This window comes from bacterium (genome assembly GCA_035308905.1).
GTDB lineage: Bacteria > Sysuimicrobiota > Sysuimicrobiia > Sysuimicrobiales > Segetimicrobiaceae > DASSJF01.
Window position 1 is genome coordinate 1 of record DATGFS010000001.1, and the last position, 16,722, is coordinate 16,722.

At 67.2% G+C, this 16,722-nt stretch carries 20 protein-coding genes, 1 tRNA gene and 1 riboswitch; of the genes, 11 read left to right on the top strand and 10 right to left on the bottom strand.

The genetic code is table 11. From position 1 onward, the window contains the following. Positions 1 to 549 (bottom strand): hypothetical protein (locus VKT83_00005; GenBank protein ID HLY20829.1); only part of this gene is annotated, 549 nt, incomplete at its 3' end. Positions 550 to 839: 290 nt separating this feature from the next. On the opposite strand from VKT83_00005, the gene VKT83_00010 reads away from it, so the two are divergent. The 4 genes from VKT83_00010 to VKT83_00025 all read left to right on the top strand — a co-directional run bounded on the left by VKT83_00010 (position 840) and on the right by VKT83_00025 (position 4,987). Further along, a tRNA-Ser gene (locus VKT83_00010) sits at positions 840 to 931 on the top strand. Between the two features lie 221 nt (positions 932 to 1,152). Then, positions 1,153 to 1,794 (top strand): hypothetical protein, encoded by a 642-nt coding sequence (locus VKT83_00015; protein ID HLY20830.1) that lies wholly within the window; start codon positions 1,153 to 1,155, stop codon positions 1,792 to 1,794. A gap of 196 nt (positions 1,795 to 1,990) precedes the next feature. Then, positions 1,991 to 2,701: an SDR family NAD(P)-dependent oxidoreductase gene (locus VKT83_00020; GenBank protein ID HLY20831.1), complete on the top strand. Its 711-nt coding sequence runs from the start codon at positions 1,991 to 1,993 to the stop codon at positions 2,699 to 2,701. 52 nt (positions 2,702 to 2,753) lie between these two features. Beyond that, a riboswitch (cobalamin riboswitch) is annotated at positions 2,754 to 2,975 on the top strand. Positions 2,976 to 3,106: 131 nt separating this feature from the next. Continuing rightward, the gene (locus tag VKT83_00025; protein ID HLY20832.1) at positions 3,107 to 4,987 is read left to right on the top strand and encodes a TonB-dependent receptor; all 1,881 of its coding nucleotides are present in this window, start codon (positions 3,107 to 3,109) and stop codon (positions 4,985 to 4,987) included. A 271-nt stretch (positions 4,988 to 5,258) separates the two neighbouring features. On the opposite strand, the gene VKT83_00030 is transcribed toward VKT83_00025, so the two are convergent. Next, on the bottom strand, positions 5,259 to 5,564 hold the full coding sequence (locus VKT83_00030; GenBank protein HLY20833.1) for a hypothetical protein: 306 nt from the start codon (positions 5,562 to 5,564) through the stop codon (positions 5,259 to 5,261). Positions 5,565 to 5,619: 55 nt separating this feature from the next. Between VKT83_00030 and VKT83_00035 the strand changes: the two genes are divergently transcribed. After that, positions 5,620 to 5,934: an energy transducer TonB gene (locus VKT83_00035; GenBank protein HLY20834.1), complete on the top strand. Its 315-nt coding sequence runs from the start codon at positions 5,620 to 5,622 to the stop codon at positions 5,932 to 5,934. On the opposite strand, the gene VKT83_00040 is transcribed toward VKT83_00035, so the two are convergent. Continuing rightward, a complete protein-coding gene (locus tag VKT83_00040) occupies positions 5,919 to 6,473 on the bottom strand; it encodes a DUF6580 family putative transport protein (protein ID HLY20835.1) in 555 nt (184 codons plus the stop codon). The two genes, VKT83_00035 and VKT83_00040, sit on opposite strands and share 16 nt — an antisense overlap. A gap of 55 nt (positions 6,474 to 6,528) precedes the next feature. On the opposite strand from VKT83_00040, the gene VKT83_00045 reads away from it, so the two are divergent. The 3 genes from VKT83_00045 (at position 6,529) to VKT83_00055 (ending at position 9,785) form a co-directional block, all read left to right on the top strand. Beyond that, positions 6,529 to 8,109, top strand: coding sequence for a cobyric acid synthase (locus tag VKT83_00045; GenBank protein ID HLY20836.1), 1,581 nt, complete (start codon positions 6,529 to 6,531; stop codon positions 8,107 to 8,109). A gap of 68 nt (positions 8,110 to 8,177) precedes the next feature. Then, complete coding sequence (locus tag VKT83_00050; GenBank protein HLY20837.1) at positions 8,178 to 9,176, top strand: C-terminal binding protein; 999 nt, start codon at positions 8,178 to 8,180, stop codon at positions 9,174 to 9,176. 90 nt (positions 9,177 to 9,266) lie between these two features. Further along, the gene (locus VKT83_00055; GenBank protein ID HLY20838.1) at positions 9,267 to 9,785 is read left to right on the top strand and encodes a hypothetical protein; all 519 of its coding nucleotides are present in this window, start codon (positions 9,267 to 9,269) and stop codon (positions 9,783 to 9,785) included. A gap of 139 nt (positions 9,786 to 9,924) precedes the next feature. Here the strand turns inward: VKT83_00055 and VKT83_00060 are convergent, their stop codons facing one another. Next, positions 9,925 to 10,368, bottom strand: coding sequence for a hypothetical protein (locus VKT83_00060; GenBank protein ID HLY20839.1), 444 nt, complete (start codon positions 10,366 to 10,368; stop codon positions 9,925 to 9,927). Between the two features lie 120 nt (positions 10,369 to 10,488). Between VKT83_00060 and VKT83_00065 the strand changes: the two genes are divergently transcribed. Beyond that, positions 10,489 to 10,896, top strand: a complete 408-nt coding sequence (locus VKT83_00065; protein ID HLY20840.1) for a hypothetical protein — start codon at positions 10,489 to 10,491, stop codon at positions 10,894 to 10,896. Here VKT83_00065 and VKT83_00070 read toward each other — a convergent pair. From VKT83_00070 to VKT83_00090, 5 genes are all read right to left on the bottom strand, one after another. Further along, positions 10,853 to 11,059: a cold shock domain-containing protein gene (locus VKT83_00070; protein ID HLY20841.1), complete on the bottom strand. Its 207-nt coding sequence runs from the start codon at positions 11,057 to 11,059 to the stop codon at positions 10,853 to 10,855. The two genes, VKT83_00065 and VKT83_00070, sit on opposite strands and share 44 nt — an antisense overlap. After that, the gene (locus VKT83_00075) at positions 11,056 to 12,126 is read right to left on the bottom strand and encodes a hypothetical protein (protein ID HLY20842.1); all 1,071 of its coding nucleotides are present in this window, start codon (positions 12,124 to 12,126) and stop codon (positions 11,056 to 11,058) included. The genes VKT83_00070 and VKT83_00075 overlap by 4 nt, the downstream gene beginning before the upstream one ends. Positions 12,127 to 12,152: 26 nt before the next feature. Continuing rightward, entirely contained in the window at positions 12,153 to 13,142 is a 990-nt protein-coding gene (locus VKT83_00080) for a pilus assembly protein N-terminal domain-containing protein (protein ID HLY20843.1), read from the bottom strand. 17 nt (positions 13,143 to 13,159) lie between these two features. After that, a complete protein-coding gene (locus tag VKT83_00085; GenBank protein HLY20844.1) occupies positions 13,160 to 13,537 on the bottom strand; it encodes a hypothetical protein in 378 nt (125 codons plus the stop codon). Between the two features lie 85 nt (positions 13,538 to 13,622). Continuing rightward, entirely contained in the window at positions 13,623 to 13,877 is a 255-nt protein-coding gene (locus VKT83_00090; GenBank protein ID HLY20845.1) for a hypothetical protein, read from the bottom strand. 294 nt (positions 13,878 to 14,171) lie between these two features. On the opposite strand from VKT83_00090, the gene VKT83_00095 reads away from it, so the two are divergent. Together VKT83_00095 and VKT83_00100 are read left to right on the top strand one after the other, a co-directional pair. Further along, on the top strand, positions 14,172 to 14,417 hold the full coding sequence (locus tag VKT83_00095) for a hypothetical protein (protein ID HLY20846.1): 246 nt from the start codon (positions 14,172 to 14,174) through the stop codon (positions 14,415 to 14,417). Between the two features lie 179 nt (positions 14,418 to 14,596). After that, the gene (locus tag VKT83_00100) at positions 14,597 to 14,836 is read left to right on the top strand and encodes a helix-turn-helix transcriptional regulator (protein HLY20847.1); all 240 of its coding nucleotides are present in this window, start codon (positions 14,597 to 14,599) and stop codon (positions 14,834 to 14,836) included. Positions 14,837 to 14,838: 2 nt separating this feature from the next. Here the strand turns inward: VKT83_00100 and VKT83_00105 are convergent, their stop codons facing one another. Continuing rightward, positions 14,839 to 15,819 (bottom strand): hypothetical protein, encoded by a 981-nt coding sequence (locus VKT83_00105; protein HLY20848.1) that lies wholly within the window; start codon positions 15,817 to 15,819, stop codon positions 14,839 to 14,841. Positions 15,820 to 16,722 lie beyond the last annotated feature (903 nt).

Below are 16,722 nucleotides of genomic sequence, written 5' to 3' on the forward strand. Positions count from 1 at the left end.
GGTCGTCCCGCCACCGGTCGTCCCGCCGCCGGTCGTCCCGCCACCCGTGGTGCCGCCGCCGCTCGTCCCGCCGCCGGTCGTCCCGCCACCCGTGGTGCCGCCGCCGCTCGTCCCGCCTTTGGGTGAATCACCATTAGCTGCATTGGGGTTCGAGTGATCATTGTCGTCGTTGGAGACGGACGGGTTAACGCTCCCCTGTACAGGGAAGACGAGAACGTCGATCCGCCCGGCGACTTGCTTCGACCCCACCGGCGTCGACAAGACGATCGCCGGTGCGCCGACAAAGCGCTCCAGGGTGGCGGGCGGCACTTGCTCCGTCCCCACCCGCACAGCGGTGCTCCCTCGGGATACGACGAACGACTGCGTCCCGGCCGGCGTGGTGATGGTCGCCGTGAGTGTCACGCAATTCGCATCGTCACACGCTGCCGCGCTGAGCACTCCCTGCGTCGTGGTGAGGCGGCTCGGCTCCGCACTCGCAACGCGCTGGAGCCCAAGCCACGCCACCGCGAGGATGACGGCCGCCGCCCCGATACGCTTCAGGCTAAACATGATTTTTCACTCCCCCTCGAATTCACTCATCGTCGACCGTATCGCAATCTTGATGGTCTTAGGGTAAAGCCTGAAGTGCGATCGCCAAAGAGTGGTGACATGGGGGCGAAGTTGCATTTCTTCCGGAGGGTTAGCACCTAGGCCGAGTATCCGTGCCTATGGCACAGCAATTAAACTCGGTGGAAGTTGCGAAAACACTTGAACCCAATCATCTTCATGCGCCTGAACGCCACGGCGGTTTGGAGCGCTCCAATGGCGCGGTGTCCCCGTGGTACAATCTGAGCAGCCACGGAGGGGTGCGAGAGCCTGGCTGAATCGGGCGGTCTCGAAAACCGCTATACCCTCACGGGTATCGGGAGTTCAAATCTCCCCCCCTCCGCCATCCGCAGCGCTGCGCGCGTTGTAGTAAAAGAGGTAGCCCGCCGGAACCTTTCGGCACTACACCGTCGCTTCTCCAAACAGACGCCCGAGTCGGTCGAAGCACCGGATCGCCGGTGTCCCGGCGCCCCCGGTGGTTTTACGGCCCCGATCGGCGGGGAAAATGGCACGGATTAGCCGTTATTCGGCGCCGCGCGCTTGTCGCGCGGAGTTCTTCGCGAGTGTTTGAACGAGGAGGTGACGTTCGTGGAAAGCAAGCGTCGTACTGCGGTGCTGCGGGTAGCTGGGGCGCTCGTGGCCGTCGTGTTGGTGGCCGCGCTGGCGGGGACCGGCACCGTGGCGGCCCAGAACCTGAGCCTCAAGGCCGTCCGGGATCCGCAGAACCGTTTCACCATCGACGTTCCCGCGACATGGACCGTCACGACCCAAGCCAAGAACCCGGCCGTCGAGGCCAAGTCTGCCGCGCCTCAGGCGGCGGGCAAGGCGGCCCTGCTACCGGACAGCCTTGACGTGACCGTCTACGATTGGAAAGTCCCGATCACCGCACAGCAGTGCATCAGCGAGTCGGACCTGGTGCTGCGCTACGCCATCCATACGTGGACGGTGGTAAAGGAAAGCCCGGCCACAATCGGCGGCCAGCCCGCCTACTCTCGAGTCTATAACTGGAAGGCGAGCAACGGCGAGCCGCGGCAGAGTATCGAGACCTGCGTCAGCCACGGCAGCCGCGTCTGGGTGGCGGTCGGTACGACGGACAACACCCCGGCGAAGGTCGCTACGACGACGCCGCTGTTGGAGCGTTCCATCGCGACGCTTCAGCCGAATGTGACCAACGTGCCGACGGAGCCGGCGACCCACAAGAACAACTAGGCCGACCGCGTCCGGCGCTGTGAACTCTGCGGCGCCAGATAGGGCGAGTCTGAATACCGCGAGGCGCCGGCCGTTCGGCCGGCGTCTCGCTTTGCGCGCCCTCCCGGCAGATGCGCCGATCCAACGAAGGGGCCGGCGCGCGGCCGCGGTATAGCTTTGGGAGCGGGAGGCCGGACTTGAGGCGGGAGGTGCGGACGTGGATGCGGAGTTGTCGGGCCGGGTCATCATCGTAACCGGGGCCGGCCGGGGAATCGGCCGGGCGGTGGCGAGAGATCTTGTCGGGGCCGGCGCACGGGTGGTTCTGGTGGCACGGACGAAGACCGACCTGACCCAGGTCATCGACGAAGCGGGTGAAGACCGCGCGACGGCGGTTGCCGGTGACGTCACGGACGAAGCCACCGCGGCGGCGGCGGTCGCCCGCGCGCAGGAATGGGGCGGCTCCGTCGACGGCGTGGTCAACAACGCGGGCATCGGGTGGTCGGGCCCCGTGCACGAGATGCCCCTCGACGCCTGGCGCCGCCTCATGGAGGTCAACCTGACCGGCGTCTTCCTGTTCACGAAGGCGGCGTTGCCGGTGATGCTGGGTCAGGGCCGCGGCCACATCGTCAATATCGCCTCTGGCGCGGGGCGCATGGGCATGGCCGGAAGCGCTGCGTATTCGGCGTCGAAGTTCGGCGTCATCGGGTTCACCGAGGCCGTCGGCCTCGAGGTCCGCAACCGCGGGGTGAAGGTCAGCGTCGTCGAGCCCGGCTCGGTCCAGACGTCGTTTTCCGCCGGTGCTTCGGCAAAGGACTGGGCCCTCCGTGCGGACGATGTCGCGCAGGTCGTCCGCTCGCTCCTGGCCAGCGGTCCGAACGTTTGGATCCGAGAGGCGTTCGTGTCCCCGCTGCGGGTTCCGAAGTCCTAGGGCCGTACGGGCAGGAGCCGCGCCGCCCGCCGCGAACGAACGCGCTGACAACTGCATATCGTACTGGACGGGTGCCCTCGGTTCGCCGAGGGAGAAGAGGGAAGTCCGGTGCGCGGCCGGTGCGTCGCCGAAAGGGCGTCCACAAGGCCGCAAAGCCGGCGCGGTCCCGCCACTGTAACGGGGAGCCGTTCCGCGATCGCCACTGGGAAACCGGGAAGGCGCGGCACGGCGAGGATCCGGAGCCAGGAAACCTGCCCGTCCGGGCGCGTACGGTGACCTTCGGCTGAAAGGCCAGTACGCCACGGCGTCATGCCGCCATGGTCCCCGTGCCCGCACCGGGGCCCATTTTTTGTTGCCACTCCGGTTGCGGCCGGGGTGGCGTGACACCGGGAACGGAGGATGTCGATGTCCGCTCCGTCCCGCGCACGCGGGTCCGCGCGATGCCGGGGAACAGTCGCCCTCTTCGCCGTCGCGCTGTTGCTGGGGCCATCTCCGGGCGTTTCCGCGCAGTCCGCCCCGCCGCCCGACGCTCAGCCGCCGACGTTTGAGTTGCCGGAGGTGGAGATCGCCGGCCGGCGGCCGCAGCTGCCGGCGACCAGCCCGGCCTCGATCAGCGTCATCACCGCCGACGAGATCGCCGCGATGGGCGCGCTCACGGTCGGCGACGCGCTGCGCGTGCTGCCCGAAGTGCTGGTGCGCTCAACGGGCGGCCCGGGCTCGCTAACGACGATGAGCATCCGCGGCTCGCCCTCGACGCAGACCCTCATCCTGCTCGACGGCGTGCCGCTGAACCGGCCCGACCAGGCGAGCGTGGATCTCAGCACGCTGCCGATCCAGCAGGTCGATCATATCGAGGTGCTGCGCGGACCGTTCTCCGCGATCTACGGCAGCGCGACGATCGGCGGCGTCGTCAATATCGTGACGAAAACGCGGCCCGGGTCCTCCGCGTCCGCGCGCATCGGGTCCTTCGGCGAGACGAGCAACGTGCTGTCGATCGGCGGTCAGACCGGAGCGACGACCTACCTCCTGCAGGGGATTCAGACCGGCAGCACCGGGTTCGCGCCGGACACCGACTACAGCAACTCCACGGTGATGGCGAAGCTCCAATGGGCGACCGGCGGCGGCGGCGTGCTCACGCTGACCGGCGACCGTCTCTACCACAATACCGGCTCTCCCGGCCCGACGCCGTTTCAGGACCTGCTTGCGAGGCTGTGGGAAGGACGGACGTTACTCGACGCGTCCTGGCGCACCGGGCGCGCCGACGGCCCCGGGACGCTGCTGCGCGTGTACCGCACCTACGACGACGTCAATTTTCTGAGCCCGGGTCTCGCATTCCAGTCGGAAGACATCGCCGACTTCTGGGGCGCGCAGGCTCAGGTCGTGCTCGCCGTCGGCGGCGGCAACCTGCTCACGCTCGGCGCCGACTACCAGAACGAGGTCATCTTCCACACGGACAACGGCGGCGTCGTCTTCCCCAACCAGGGCAGCGACTTGGGAGTCTACGCGCAGTACGACTGGCGGCTGACCCCGGCGGTCCTGCTGTCGCTCGGCATACGGCAGGACACGTTCACGCTCCCCGCCAACGAGCCCAACCTCTACGGCACGCAGATCGACCCGCGCGGCGGCGTCGTCGTGTTGCTCAGCGACCGCCTGCTGTTCCGTGCGGCGGCCGGCCGGACGTACCGGGCGCCGACCTTCGACGAGCTCGCCCCCGGGCTCTTCGGCAACCCGAACCTCCAGGCGGAAAGCGCGTGGTCGTACGATGCGAGCGTCGAGTACGCGCTGGCGGCGGGATTAACCCTCCAGATCGACGGCTTTTACAAGGATGCCACGAACCTGATCACGTCGCCGCCGCCGCTCTTCATCCCGGTGAACGTCGGACACGCGATCATCTCCGGCGGCTCGGTCGAAGTGGCCGGCCGGCTGTCCCCGCAGTGGTTCGTCAGGGCCAACTACACCAGCCAGCGGGCTCGCGACGTCGCGACGAATCTCGATGTGATCTACGTGCCGCGCTCGATCGGCAATCTCGAGGTCGACTATCAGCCTGCCCGGGCGGCGACGATCGCCCTGATCGTCGGGTACTCGGGGGACACGTTCGCGGACGCCGCCAATACCATCGTGCTGCCCGGGTACTGGCTCACGTCGGTGACGGTGACCTGGCCCTTCGCCGAAGGCTACCGCGTGCAGGCCGGCGTCGCCAACGTGTTCGATATCCAGTACCAGGACGCGCAGGGATTCGCCGAGCCCGGGAGGCGACTGTTCGTGACGGTCGCGAAGTCATTCTGATCATGCGCACCCGCGTGGTCTTCATCATCGTCTGCGCGGCGCTCGCGGCCTCGGGGGCGTCCTGGGCTGCGTGGGTGCGCCCTCGTTCTCTGCCGCCGTCGCCGCGGGCCGCCGGGAGCGCCGTTGGAGCGCCGCGGGCCGGCGCGCCTCCGAGGGCGGCGTCGCCGTTGCGCGGCCCCACCGCCGCGGACGAGGGAGAGATCATGGCGACGTCCGCCGTGGGCGGCGGGGAGCGCTCTCGCTCAATGTTCCGGACGCCCGCGCCTATACCTCACCCGCCCGCGTCGCCTCGGGTCGCGGCGTCCCGCCCCGCGCCGCGGGGAATGCCGTCACCTCGTCCGCCGGCGGGACCGTCGGGAGCAACCGCTCCGCCCGCGGGCGCCGCCGGAACGGCTCCGGCGTCGACGCTGCCCTCCGCGCCGGCGAGCTCCAACGCGGGCCGGGCGACCGGACCCGCGTCCGCCTCGGCCGCGGGTGACACGGCGGCGGGAAGCGGTTCCGGTGCGGGCGGTTCACTCTCGACGGGAGCCGCCGCCTCGGGTCCCGCGTCCGGCAGTCCGTCGGGGCCCGGCGCCACGCCGCCATCGGGTTCCGCACCTGCACAGACGGTCCGGCCCGCCGCGCACACGCCTGTGTTGACGCCGCCCAAGGTCATCGCGACGGCGGAGATGCTCTATCCGGGCGATGCCTTCCGTCTTACCGTGCGCCGTCAGGATCTCGGCGCCGCCGCGGTCGTCGAAGGCACGGAGGGCGTCGTGGGGATGCGGGCGTTGATTCTTTCGACGGGCGAGGTGCGCGCGGTTGAGGTCACCGGCCCATCAGGGTCGAACGCCCTCGATCGCGCGGCGGTCGACGCCGTGCGCGGATGGCGGTTCGCGCCGGCGACGCGCGATGGCGCGCCGATCGACGCGTATGTGACGCTGCGGATTCGCTACGTGGTGCGCTGAGCCGCCGCGATGCCGGCGGCGCGGCGCCGCTCCGCGAGACGGGCGGCGTCGTAGATGCCGAAGAGCGCGAGCGAGTACGCAAGGTCGCTCAGGACGGTGTTGCGGAAGAACGGAATCGCCGCGGTGTACGAGGCGGCCAGCCCGGCGGGCGTGTGCGGATAGAGCGGGCCCAGCCACTCACCGAAGTTGGTGATGAGGTAGAACAGGACGGCCGAGACGAGCGCCGTTCCGGCGACCCCCTTCATCGAACGGTGGCGCAGCGCGAACCGGCCCAAGACGACGATGACGACATAGCTCGCATAGACCCAGATCATCCCGACGCCGTAGAACCCGAGCACCGCATCGGACAGCGCGACGGCGCCGAGCGGCACGACGAACGCCCACGCTCCCGGAAGAATCGCGCCGCCGAACAAGGCCAGCGCATCGATCGGCTGAAAATTCGGCGCGTGAGGCGCGAGCCGCAGCAGCGTCGCGGCCGCGATGAGCGCGTAGGGAAGTGTGCCGAGCCAGAGCGGCTTCTGCGTGAGGGTCGATCTCACCGGATCATCACCGGCTGGGGGGTTCTTGGATGGGCGGCGTGAATCCTTTGCCGCGATGACGCACAGGTCCGCGCCGCGCGCGCGCGTCCTCATGATTCAGGGAACGGCGTCGCACGCAGGGAAGAGCACGCTGGCCGCGGCGCTCTGCCGTCTGTTCGCGCGCGATGGATGGCGCGTCGCGCCGTTCAAGGCGCAGAATATCTCCCTCAACGCCGCGGTCACTCGGGGCGGGGGCGAGATCGGCGTCGCGCAGGCCGTGCAGGCGCGGGCGGCCGGCGTGGAGCCGGCCGTTGAGATGAACCCGGTCCTCGTGAAGCCGGCGCCGTCCGGCCGCACGCAGGTGATCGTGTTGGGCCGCGCGGCGGCTTCCCCGCCGACGCGCGCGGCGGTGTGGCGCGCAATCGCCCGCTCGCTCGACGCGCTGCGCGCCCGAGCCGACCTCATCGTGATCGAGGGGGCCGGCTCACCGGCGGAGGTCAATCTCCGGCGGTCCGATCTCACGAATATGCGGATCGCCCGATACGCGGGCGCGCCCGTCTTGATCGCCGGAGACATCGACCGCGGCGGGGTGTTCGCGGCACTCGCCGGCACCATGGCGCTCCTCGACCGGACGGAGCGCGCCCTCGTCCGCGGCTTCGTCATCAACAAGTTCCGCGGGGACGCGGCCGCGCTGCGGCCGGCGCTGGAGGACCTGCAACGCCGGACGCGGCGTCCGGTGCTCGGCGTCGTTCCGTACGCGCCGGCGTGGCGCCTGCCGGAAGAGGACGCAGTGGCGCTGGATTGGGCCGGCGGCGCCCGGCGCGATGGGACGCGCGACGCCGGGGCGCAGCCACCCGGCGAGCCGTGGCTCGAGGTCGCCATCGTGCATCTTCCATACATCTCGAACTTCGACGAGTTCGACGGGTTGGAGCAAGAGGCCGGTGTCCGCGTGCGGTACGTCCGGCCGGGCCAACGTCTCGGCCGTCCGGATCTCGTGGTCCTGCCGGGCAGCAAGTCTACCGTAGCGGACCTGGAGGTGCTGCGGCGATCCGGGTTGGCGGAGGCGGTGCGGGACGCCGCGTTCGCGGGCGTCCCGGTCCTCGGCATCTGCGGCGGTTACCAAATGCTGGGACGCCGGATCGACGATCCCGAGCGGGTCGAATCCGACCGCCCGGTCGTCGAGGGACTCGGCCTGCTGCCGGTCGCGACGACGTTCGGCCGCACCAAGCGCACGGCGCGCGTGAGGGTCCGGGTCGGCGCGTCACCACCGCACCGCGGCGGACTCGTGGGCGCCTGGCCGGAGATCGAAGCGCAGGGCTATGAGATCCATATGGGCCGGAGCGCACCGGGCGGGCCGGCCTGGGTGCGCATCCTCGCGCGGAGCGGGCGTCGCTGCGACGAGCCGGGCGGCGCGGCCTCGCCCGACGGGATGATCTGCGGCACATCGGTGCACGGCCTGTTCGAGAATCCGGCGGTCCGCCACGCGCTGCTCGAGGGCCTGTGGGCGCGCCGCGGCGTGGCCGCGGCGGCCGCGCGGTGGCGCGGAGAGCGGCGGAGCGTCACGCTCGACGAGCGGCTCGACGGTCTCGCGGATCTCGTCGCCCGGCACCTGGATCTCGACCGCGTGCGCGCGATCGCGGGCCTGCGCCGGCGGTAGCCGCCGCGCCCGCGGCCGCGTCCGTCCTCCGGAGGAACCGTCGGAGTCCGCCACAAACCCTCGTATCCATGCCGTTTCTCGCGGTGATCACCGACCACGATTTTCCCAATCTCGACGAAGAGGAAGAAGTCTTCCGGCCGCTGGGGATCGAGCTGCGCGTCGCCAACGCGAAGGACCGCCGCGCGTTCCTCGCCGACGTGGCGGTCGCCGACGCGCTGATGAACGAGTACGCGCCCGTGACCGCGGACACGATCGAAGCGGCGCAGCGCTGTCTGGCGATTGTGCGCTATGGGGTAGGCGTGGACACCGTGGATCTCGCCGCGGCGACCAAGGCCGGGATCTGCGTCGCGAACGTGCCGGACTATGGGACGCAAGAGGTCGCGCTGCACGCGTTCACGCTGCTGCTGGCCGTGCACCGCCGGCTTCGCACGTACGATACGGCGGTCCGCGCGGGACGCTGGCCCGCGGGCCCTTCGGTGACGCCGGCGATCCGCCGAATCCGCGGGCAGACGCTCGGCATCGTGGGCTTCGGCCGGATCGGCCGTTCCGTGGCCGCATACGCGGCGCCGCTGGGGATGCACCTGCTGACGTTTGATCCATATGTCTCGCGGACCGCCGCGGGTGAGGCCGGCGCGACCCTCGTCGACTACGCGACACTGCTGCGGCAGTCGGACCTCTTGTCGTTTCACGCGCCGCTCGGATCGGACACGCGGCACCTGCTCGGCGAGGAAGAGATCCGCATGCTGAAGCCGTCGGCGATCGTCGTCAACACGTCGAGGGGCGCCGTCATCGATACCGCGGCGCTCGCGCGCGCCCTGCGCGAAGGGCGGCTGGCCGGCGCGGGCCTGGACGTGTTCGAGAGCGAGCCGCTGGCGGCGGACCATCCGCTGCGCGAGACGCCCAACACGATCTTGACGCCCCACGTCGCCTGGTACAGCGAAGAGGCCCGGCAGGCCCTGAAGCGGTCCGTGGCCGAGGAAGTCGCGCGTGTGTCCCGCGGCGAATGGCCGCGGTCGCTGGTCAACGCGGACGTGCGGCCGCACGCCCGGCTCGGGCGCGGCCGCTAGTTTTTCTCCGCGTTCGAGCCCGCGTGGCCTGCGAACTCCATGTTTGCCGCGGGCGTACGATGGGTAACCGGATACTGAGGTGACTACGCCATGATGAAATTCCTGACAACGGCCCTCGGAGGCCTCACGATCTTGACCGTCACCGGCTTGGCGACAGCGCAGGGCCAGGCGATGCTCGGAATCCGGCAGCCTCAAGCCGCGGTTCCCGTTTCCGTGATCGCCGATCCGGGCCCCGCGAAGGTCGCCGTGCCCGCGCCGCAGCCGGTAAACGCGGCACCCGCCGCGGCACCGGTGGCTGCGCCTCCTGCGGCCGCGCCTGCGCCGGCGGCGCGTCCCGCCGTCACGAGTCCCGCACCCGTGGCGCGGCCGGTTGCGCGTCCCGCCGCCGCTAGTCCCGCGCCAGGTGCGAACCCAATGGGCGCCATAGGCGGTGCCGGCGCAATCACCAATATCCTGCTGAACCTGCCGCAGGTACTGCAAGGCGGGCAAGGAGGCCCAGACGGGCCGGCCGTGAACAACGGCGGCGGTTGGGGGCCACCCGGACAGCGTGGTCGTGACAATCGCAAGCGCCACGGCGGCGATAACAACGGTGGCGACTACGAACGCTAGATCGCGCGAAGGGTTTCAGTCGAGATAGGGTAGCGGCCGCGGGGCGATGAGCCCCGCGGCCGCGGCGTTTCTTTCTATGTTCTTTCGAAGCCCTCGCGGCTTCCGGCGAGCCGGTTTCCCTTGCCGGCGCGTCGGCCCGTTAGAACTTCAGGATCGGCAACTGCTGCGGGTCAGGCCCGTTGCCGGGGCCCATCTGGGGGAACCCAGGCACCTGGGGGCCGTCGTACGGCTGCATGTAGAAGAACTCGGGGTTGCCGCCGTTGCGCGGCATGGGACCGGGCCGCAGCTGATACAGCCGCCCCTGGTAGAAGAACAACACCCTATCGCAATTCTGCTGCGAGCCGGTGCCGGGGAACGGCGCCTGGCTCGGGACGTTGCCGGGCTGGTTGAGCGGCGGGACGGGCACAAACTCGCGCGGGTTGATCGGCGCGCCCTGCGCGGACCGTACGACAAATTGGATCTGTCCTTGCGCGCCACGGTGATGCGGCGTCCAGGGCAGTGCGGTTGCGCCGAGCGCAAGCGCCGCGCCGGCCGCGCCGATTACGATGCCTGTCGCAAGCGTCCGTACCGTTCGTCCGTCCATCCCTAACAGCCTCCGGTGGCGGCTCAAGTGAGCGTATGCTATCACAGCAGGCCAGACCATTCCTGCTCTTCATATCCTGTTTTCCCGCCTATGTTAGAATGAAGGCCGAGGTGGTGCTTGGTGGCACTGGTCTTCACATTTCCCTGCGGACGATGCGGAAAGAAGTACAGCATCTATTATCCGAAGAGGTTCATCTACTCTGTCTACGGAACCGGCACGCCCGCGCAGGGTGAGCGCGAGGACGCCGAAGAGCAGGCGTCCGGCGCCATCGACGCCGCCCGCCGGCACGCCGACGCCTCCGGCAACGTGTGGGTCGATGCGAGTCAGGTGTCCAAGGTCACCTGCACTTGCGGCAAGAACCTCGACCTCAACATCGCCAACCACCCGCGGGTGCCGCAGCGCAAGGCACAGACGGCGGTGCGGCAGACGGGCGTGATTGCGTTCCCGACGGTGCGCAAGGCGGAGCACGGCCCGGCCGCGCCCGCTACGCCGGCTTCCTCGGAGCCTCCCCGGCGACCAGACGCGTGATTTTCACGCCGCGCGGCGTGGCCTCGGCTTCGTATTCGACAGGCTCGCCGGGTTCGAGCCGGCGCCGGCCGGCGCGCCGCACGACCCGCCGGTGGACGAACACGTCCCGCCCCTCTGCGTCGATCACGAAGCCGTAGCCCATCCGGCTGTCGAACCACTTCACGATCCCGCGCTCCACGACGGTGCAGCATTGGGCGGTGCATCCGCGCGCTCCTGCGATTGTGGATGTTCAGTCCGGCCGGCGCCGGCCGTCCGGCGGACTTCCACCGGTGGGGCGAGCCCGCTGAGAACGGCGTCGACCGACGCCGCGACGTCCCGGTGGATGACGAACAAATCGCGGCGCGCCACCTCGACGACGCGGTCGAACGCCGGAGGCTCCGTGCGCTCCAGGACGGTGTGCCGGCTCACGCCCGCGCGCGCCGCTTCTTCCGCGGAGAGCACGACGGGACGGGGATCTCCGACCAGGCAGGCGAGGTCGGGGTTGAGCACGACGTCCTGCAGCCGGCGTCCGTGCGCGGTCGCCACGAGCTGGACGCCCCGGCGCGTCATTGTCCGGACGACCCGGGCGTCCGACTCGAAGCCGATCTCGTCGACGATCAGCGACTCCGCGCCGTGGTTGACGACCGCCTGCAGCACCAGGTGGGCCTGTCGATCTCCCAGCGTCGTCGGACGCGACGGGTCGAACAGCGGGACCTGCAGCCGCCGGGCCCCGCCGATCGCGGGATGGGGCACGCGGCCGTCCCCGCCGATTTCGTTGCTCGTGTCGGCGATCACGACGCGCCGTCCGATCCTGCCCGCGAGCAGCGCCGCCGCGCTCCGGAGTACCGTCGTCTTGCCGACACCGGGCGGACCGATGACCAGCACGTGATGACCCTCCGCGAGCAGGTCCGCGATCGGCTCGGCCGCCGCGTCGACCGAGCGGCCGATGCGAAACGTAAAGCCGACGATCTCGTGATACCGATCCCGTACGCAGGCGATCCGGTGCAGCGTGCGTTCGATGCCGGCGCGATTGTCTTCCCGAAACCGGGTGACACGACCGATCACATACTGGACATCCTCGGTGGTCACTTCGCGCGGTGCGAGCGAGATCGCGGTACTGTCCAGGAACCGCAGCTGCGGCGCGCGCCCGAGATCGACCACGACCTCCTCGAGGTCCGCGGCGTCGCGCGGCGCCACGCCCGCCGTGATCCAGCGCGGGATGAGCGCAAGCAGGGCGTCGACGTCGGCCACGGTGGAACGGCGAGCGGACGGATGGGTTAGGGCGCCGGCGCCACGGGGAGCCGATCGAGACCGCTGAACGTCGCCTGCAGTACGATCGGCGGCGGCGCCGACGGGGCCGTGCCGGCATGGGCCGCGGGCGTATCGGGTGTCTGCGACATTGGTGTCGACGCCGCCCGCGCCAGCGACAGCACCAGGGCGATCTGCCGCGCAGACGGCGTTGCAATGTCGATGACGCCGGTCTCAGTCGCGCCGCGCGGGATGACGTCCGGCCGTCCTCGATCGACGCTGTTGCGCGCCATGCCGTACGCGACCGGGCGGCCGTCCGCGCGTACGAGAATCGCGGCGGGTCTGATAAGGAGATCGACGTCCGCGCCGTTGGTGATCTCGTAGCGCAGCAGGATCCCGCTCCGCGTTCGGAACGTGTGAAACACCGCCGTCACCCCGCCGACCGTCTGCCGAAGATCCAAAACCGGTTCACCGGACGACGCGGTCGCGGGCGTGCTCGGCTGCGTCGGCGTATCCGGGGGCCGCGGGGTGCCGGAGGACGGACTGGATGTGCCGGGCGCGGCCGCCGCGTTCCTCGGCCCCACGGCCGCGGCCGGCGCAGTGGTCGCGTTTCCCGGGCCGCGCATCGCGGCGGGCGGGACCGCGGGCTGCGCCGCATGCGGATGCGTCACTACGAAGACCACGTCGGCCGTGCGCGGTCCGGGGCCGATATCGAGGTTCCAGACCGTGGTCACGTCGCCGAACCACAGCACCATATTGGTGGTGCCGGTGTCGGACAACGGCTGCAGAACGACGTCGAAGACGTCCGGGCCCCGGCGGACCGGCGCCGCGGCCACCATGCGCGGATCGCCGATCGCGACGGTGTCGATCCGCCGATCCGCACGTACGATCATGGCGAAGCCGGGCTGAAGGTGCAGCGACGTGCGGACGGTTGACTGGGTGGCGTAGACGGTGAGCGCCGGCAGCGCCGCGGACGCGACCGGGCCCGGCACGAGACCGGCGAAAGCGGCGGCGCACACCAGCGCCGCCGGCCGGCTCAGCCGCGTTCTCTGAGAAACTGCTCCATGCGCTCGGTGCCCCATTGCGAGATGTTGCGCCCTTCCATCAAGAGCTTGCTCTTGAGCCGCCGGATCTTGTCCTGTTCGATCGGCACCGCAATCGCTGCCAGTGTGCTGCGGTCGACGCCTTTGAAGAAACGAAGCCCGCCGGTGGACGGCTGCCGTGTCCGATGCGACGTAACTTCCTCGTCCACCCAATGTCGGATCACATCCTGCATCAGCCGGCCGTCGAGGATCAGGCGGGCGCGAAACCGGCGATGCAGCTCCTTCGGAACGTGGATGCCCATCTTGGCCTCGCCGTGCGCCCGCATGTCCCCCGCCTGGCGCTCGGCGCGCTCCCGCGCCCGTCCTCGCATGCCGGCCTCCTGTCGAACTGATGTCAGAACATCTATAATTTTAGATGAACCGACATCAATCCGCAAGCTCAACCCGGCCGGCCTGTCAATGCACCCCTTGGCAGCGGCGGTCGCGAAGCGTTCGCGCAATGTCGCGCAGCCGCCGGAGCGTCACGTCGTGCAGTCGGGCGACTTGAACGATGATGATCGCAGGATCCTCACCGTTGTCGGCGAGACATTCCATCATGGAACAGAAGAGCGCCTGCGGCAGCCGCGTGGCGCAGTCCAGGGCTTCTTCGACCGTGAGGGTGCCGGTCCGCTCTGCGCCCTTGACCTGATCCCACAGCTTTTCGAAGAGCATGCCGCATCCTCCGGTAGTGCGGACTCGCGGTTCCGATAGTACGCGCGTCCCGCCGGGACGACAAGCAACGTCGAGGACTCGCCGAGTTGACGGAGAGGACTGCGGCCGGCACGACGTCGCGCAGCAACGCAGTCTCGACCATCGGGATCGCCAACGACGCCGAGAGTTTCGATCACGTTCCCGGTACGCTACTGTCTCTCGCCAAGACAGATCCTTACCCTGGCGTCCCTGCCTCGCGGATCTACTTCAAGTACAATGATGTAGAAGCGCACCTAATGTGCGTGGAGCCCGCTGGTGAAGAAATCGAATCCAACGCGGGCCAAGAAGTCCTGCCCCATGTCGCAGACCGTACAACTGGAACTGTTCCTCGCGGCATTGGCGTTCCTGCCCTGGGTGTTCCTCTACCTACAGTGGCGGCGCAAAGGGTTCCAATGGTGGATGATCCTGGCAGGGCTCGTTGCCATTTACACCACGTATTTTTTCGGGCTTTTCTTAGCGTATTTCATCTCGTGCATGTTTCATCCGTGCGAAATGCTATGAGTCTAGTCTCCCACGCGATGGTCCCATTGGGTTTGTGAACTATACAATTCCCTAAGAGTTTACTTCCGTCATTGTTATATCGAGTTTCACTTGACAACACAGGAGACCTGTTGGTACAAGGAGTTGCGACAGTTTTCAGACGGCCGAGGGTAGACGGTCGTGGCGTCGAGACAGCGCTCGTGACACTCGGACAGAAGATTCGCGCCGCCCGCCTCGAGCGGCGGCTGACCCAGGAACAGCTGGGCAGCCGGGATTTTACGAAGAGTTATGTGTCGGAGCTCGAGCGGGACCACCGCACCCCCCGTCTCACCACACTGAAGATTCTCGCTCGTAGGCTCAAGCGGCCGCTGTCCTACTTCCTCGACGGCGTGACCGAGGGGGTACTAGACAAGCCCGCCAAAATGAGCCCCCAACACTGAAACTAGGACCGCGTGGGGTGGATTTGATTTACGGATTCGAGAGCACGCGAAATACGATCTAGCAATGCACTGCATTGACTTTCCGTGATTTCCTTCAGCGAATGAGCAAAGTCGTTACGAACGAATTTGAAAATTGTCCGTAGCTCGCCGCGCAGAACTTTCAAGAACGCGGAACTCCCTCCGTCTTGTTTGCACACTAGCTCGTAGTATTCTTTTACTAAGTTCTGACCATAGGAAGCAGAGTGCACGATGTCACGCAGCCGCGTCTCTAGAATAACGCTGGCCTCCCTCACAACGGTATCATAGAACGGGATGAGAAGTATTGGCTTGACTCGATTTCTAATCTGCTCGTCAAGGGAATCTATGGGGCGTGCCAAGGATGAAAGCATATCCATTCCAGCGTCGGTCACCGCCAATCCGGCTTCGGCGACTCGCACTTCTTGCGGATATTCATCGTATTCGTCGGGCCGCGGGCCAGGTTGGTTTAGAGGAAATAGTCTCGCGCCCGAGCTGGTGATCATGTCCTTGACCTTTTCATAGTACGCAAAGGCTGCTTGATACGCAGTGAGAACGGACAATCCTGCGACAAGGCCTCGACAGTGAAGCTCTAGCAAATCTTCATCCCACACGGCGACGTGGAAGAAGTCAAGATCGAAAGGCGCTTTGGGGAATTTAGTGCCGTAACGAGCGCACACGAACAGCGTGCATTGGTCAATTTCGTCAATATGGAAAAACCGCCAGTCCGACGGGAACACCCCGAGGGTGCCTAACGCTGTTTCCCAGCCACGGCCAGCTGGATACACTGGCCAGTCCGCGTGGAGGACTTCGAGGCCGAATTCATACTGCATGAAGCCTGGATGACCAAACCAGCCCATGACGCGACCTGCCTCGCCGAGTCTGCGCCAGGTACATACATCTTCAGAGCCCAACAGACCTTTCTTGACCGAAGGCTTGGACATTGACCAGGACACCGGTGAGGTCATAGACGCCTTCGCCATACGCGGGGGATTACAACGCGTGACAAAGAGGTTAAGCTAAGCTAGATACCTAAGACTGGTTGTGTACCCATAGATACATCTTGAGCCGCAATTCGCCGATCCGAGGAGGCATGGCGAGCGAATGCTTCGGGCGGCTTTAGTAAGCTTCATTCCTGCACTGGCATTTGCGTGTGGAATCTACAGCCAATTCCCTTGGTTTCAACGCTCTAGATTGTTATCCTACGACCTTATTATTCCAGTGGCTCTTGCGATATGGGTCACGAGCTGGATCAGCTATTCGGGACTTAGAAAGGCTCGCCGCCGCGAACTTGCTCGAGATGTAATTCGAATCGCTGGCAGGACGCACCATCCTGAGCGTGCCGAGCGCCGTCGTGCTTGTGTCATGGTTTGGCATCCAATCTTTCGGAGGTATGTGATCGATGCTCATTGGCAGATGGAGTACTACGACGACTGTACCTTGCGAATTCGAAGAGATGAAGGTGTAACAGGCACAGCCGCTAGCCAAATGCGGCAAACGTATGCTGATCCTGGCGCCAACTTATGGGCGCTTGCCGATCACCGCGAACAAAGGAAGGTCCCACGAGGTCTCCAATGCATTTTGGGTACCCCCGTCCGTCACCCGAGGAATCTTCGGAAGATTATTGCCGTATTCAATATTGACAGCTTGCATCCAGATGATCCTGATCTGTTCAAGAATAATGTAGAGTTCTTGAACACCATGCGTCTAGCGGCTTCTCTGCTTGGGAAACTGTACAGGTTCAGATAGATCCGAAAGACCCTCGTTGAAGGGTGTCGCGACGGACTCGGCGCTATCAACCGCTGGGCCATGGCTATACTGGCCCCATGCAGATTCACCAGAGCCTGGTGCGCGGCACCCGACGGATCCGC

What these genes read in the sequence shown, in the direction of transcription:
- VKT83_00025 (HLY20832.1), top strand. Translation starts at nt 3,107, where the DNA reads ATGTCCGCTCCGTCCCGCGCACGCGGGTCCGCGCGATGCCGGGGAACA.
- VKT83_00045 (HLY20836.1), top strand. Translation starts at nt 6,529, where the DNA reads ATGACGCACAGGTCCGCGCCGCGCGCGCGCGTCCTCATGATTCAGGGA.
- VKT83_00050 (HLY20837.1), top strand. Translation starts at nt 8,178, where the DNA reads ATGCCGTTTCTCGCGGTGATCACCGACCACGATTTTCCCAATCTCGAC.
- VKT83_00055 (HLY20838.1), top strand. Translation starts at nt 9,267, where the DNA reads ATGATGAAATTCCTGACAACGGCCCTCGGAGGCCTCACGATCTTGACC.
- VKT83_00060 (HLY20839.1), bottom strand. Translation starts at nt 10,368, where the DNA reads ATGGACGGACGAACGGTACGGACGCTTGCGACAGGCATCGTAATCGGC.
- VKT83_00085 (HLY20844.1), bottom strand. Translation starts at nt 13,537, where the DNA reads ATGCGAGGACGGGCGCGGGAGCGCGCCGAGCGCCAGGCGGGGGACATG.
- VKT83_00090 (HLY20845.1), bottom strand. Translation starts at nt 13,877, where the DNA reads ATGCTCTTCGAAAAGCTGTGGGATCAGGTCAAGGGCGCAGAGCGGACC.
- VKT83_00105 (HLY20848.1), bottom strand. Translation starts at nt 15,819, where the DNA reads ATGACCTCACCGGTGTCCTGGTCAATGTCCAAGCCTTCGGTCAAGAAA.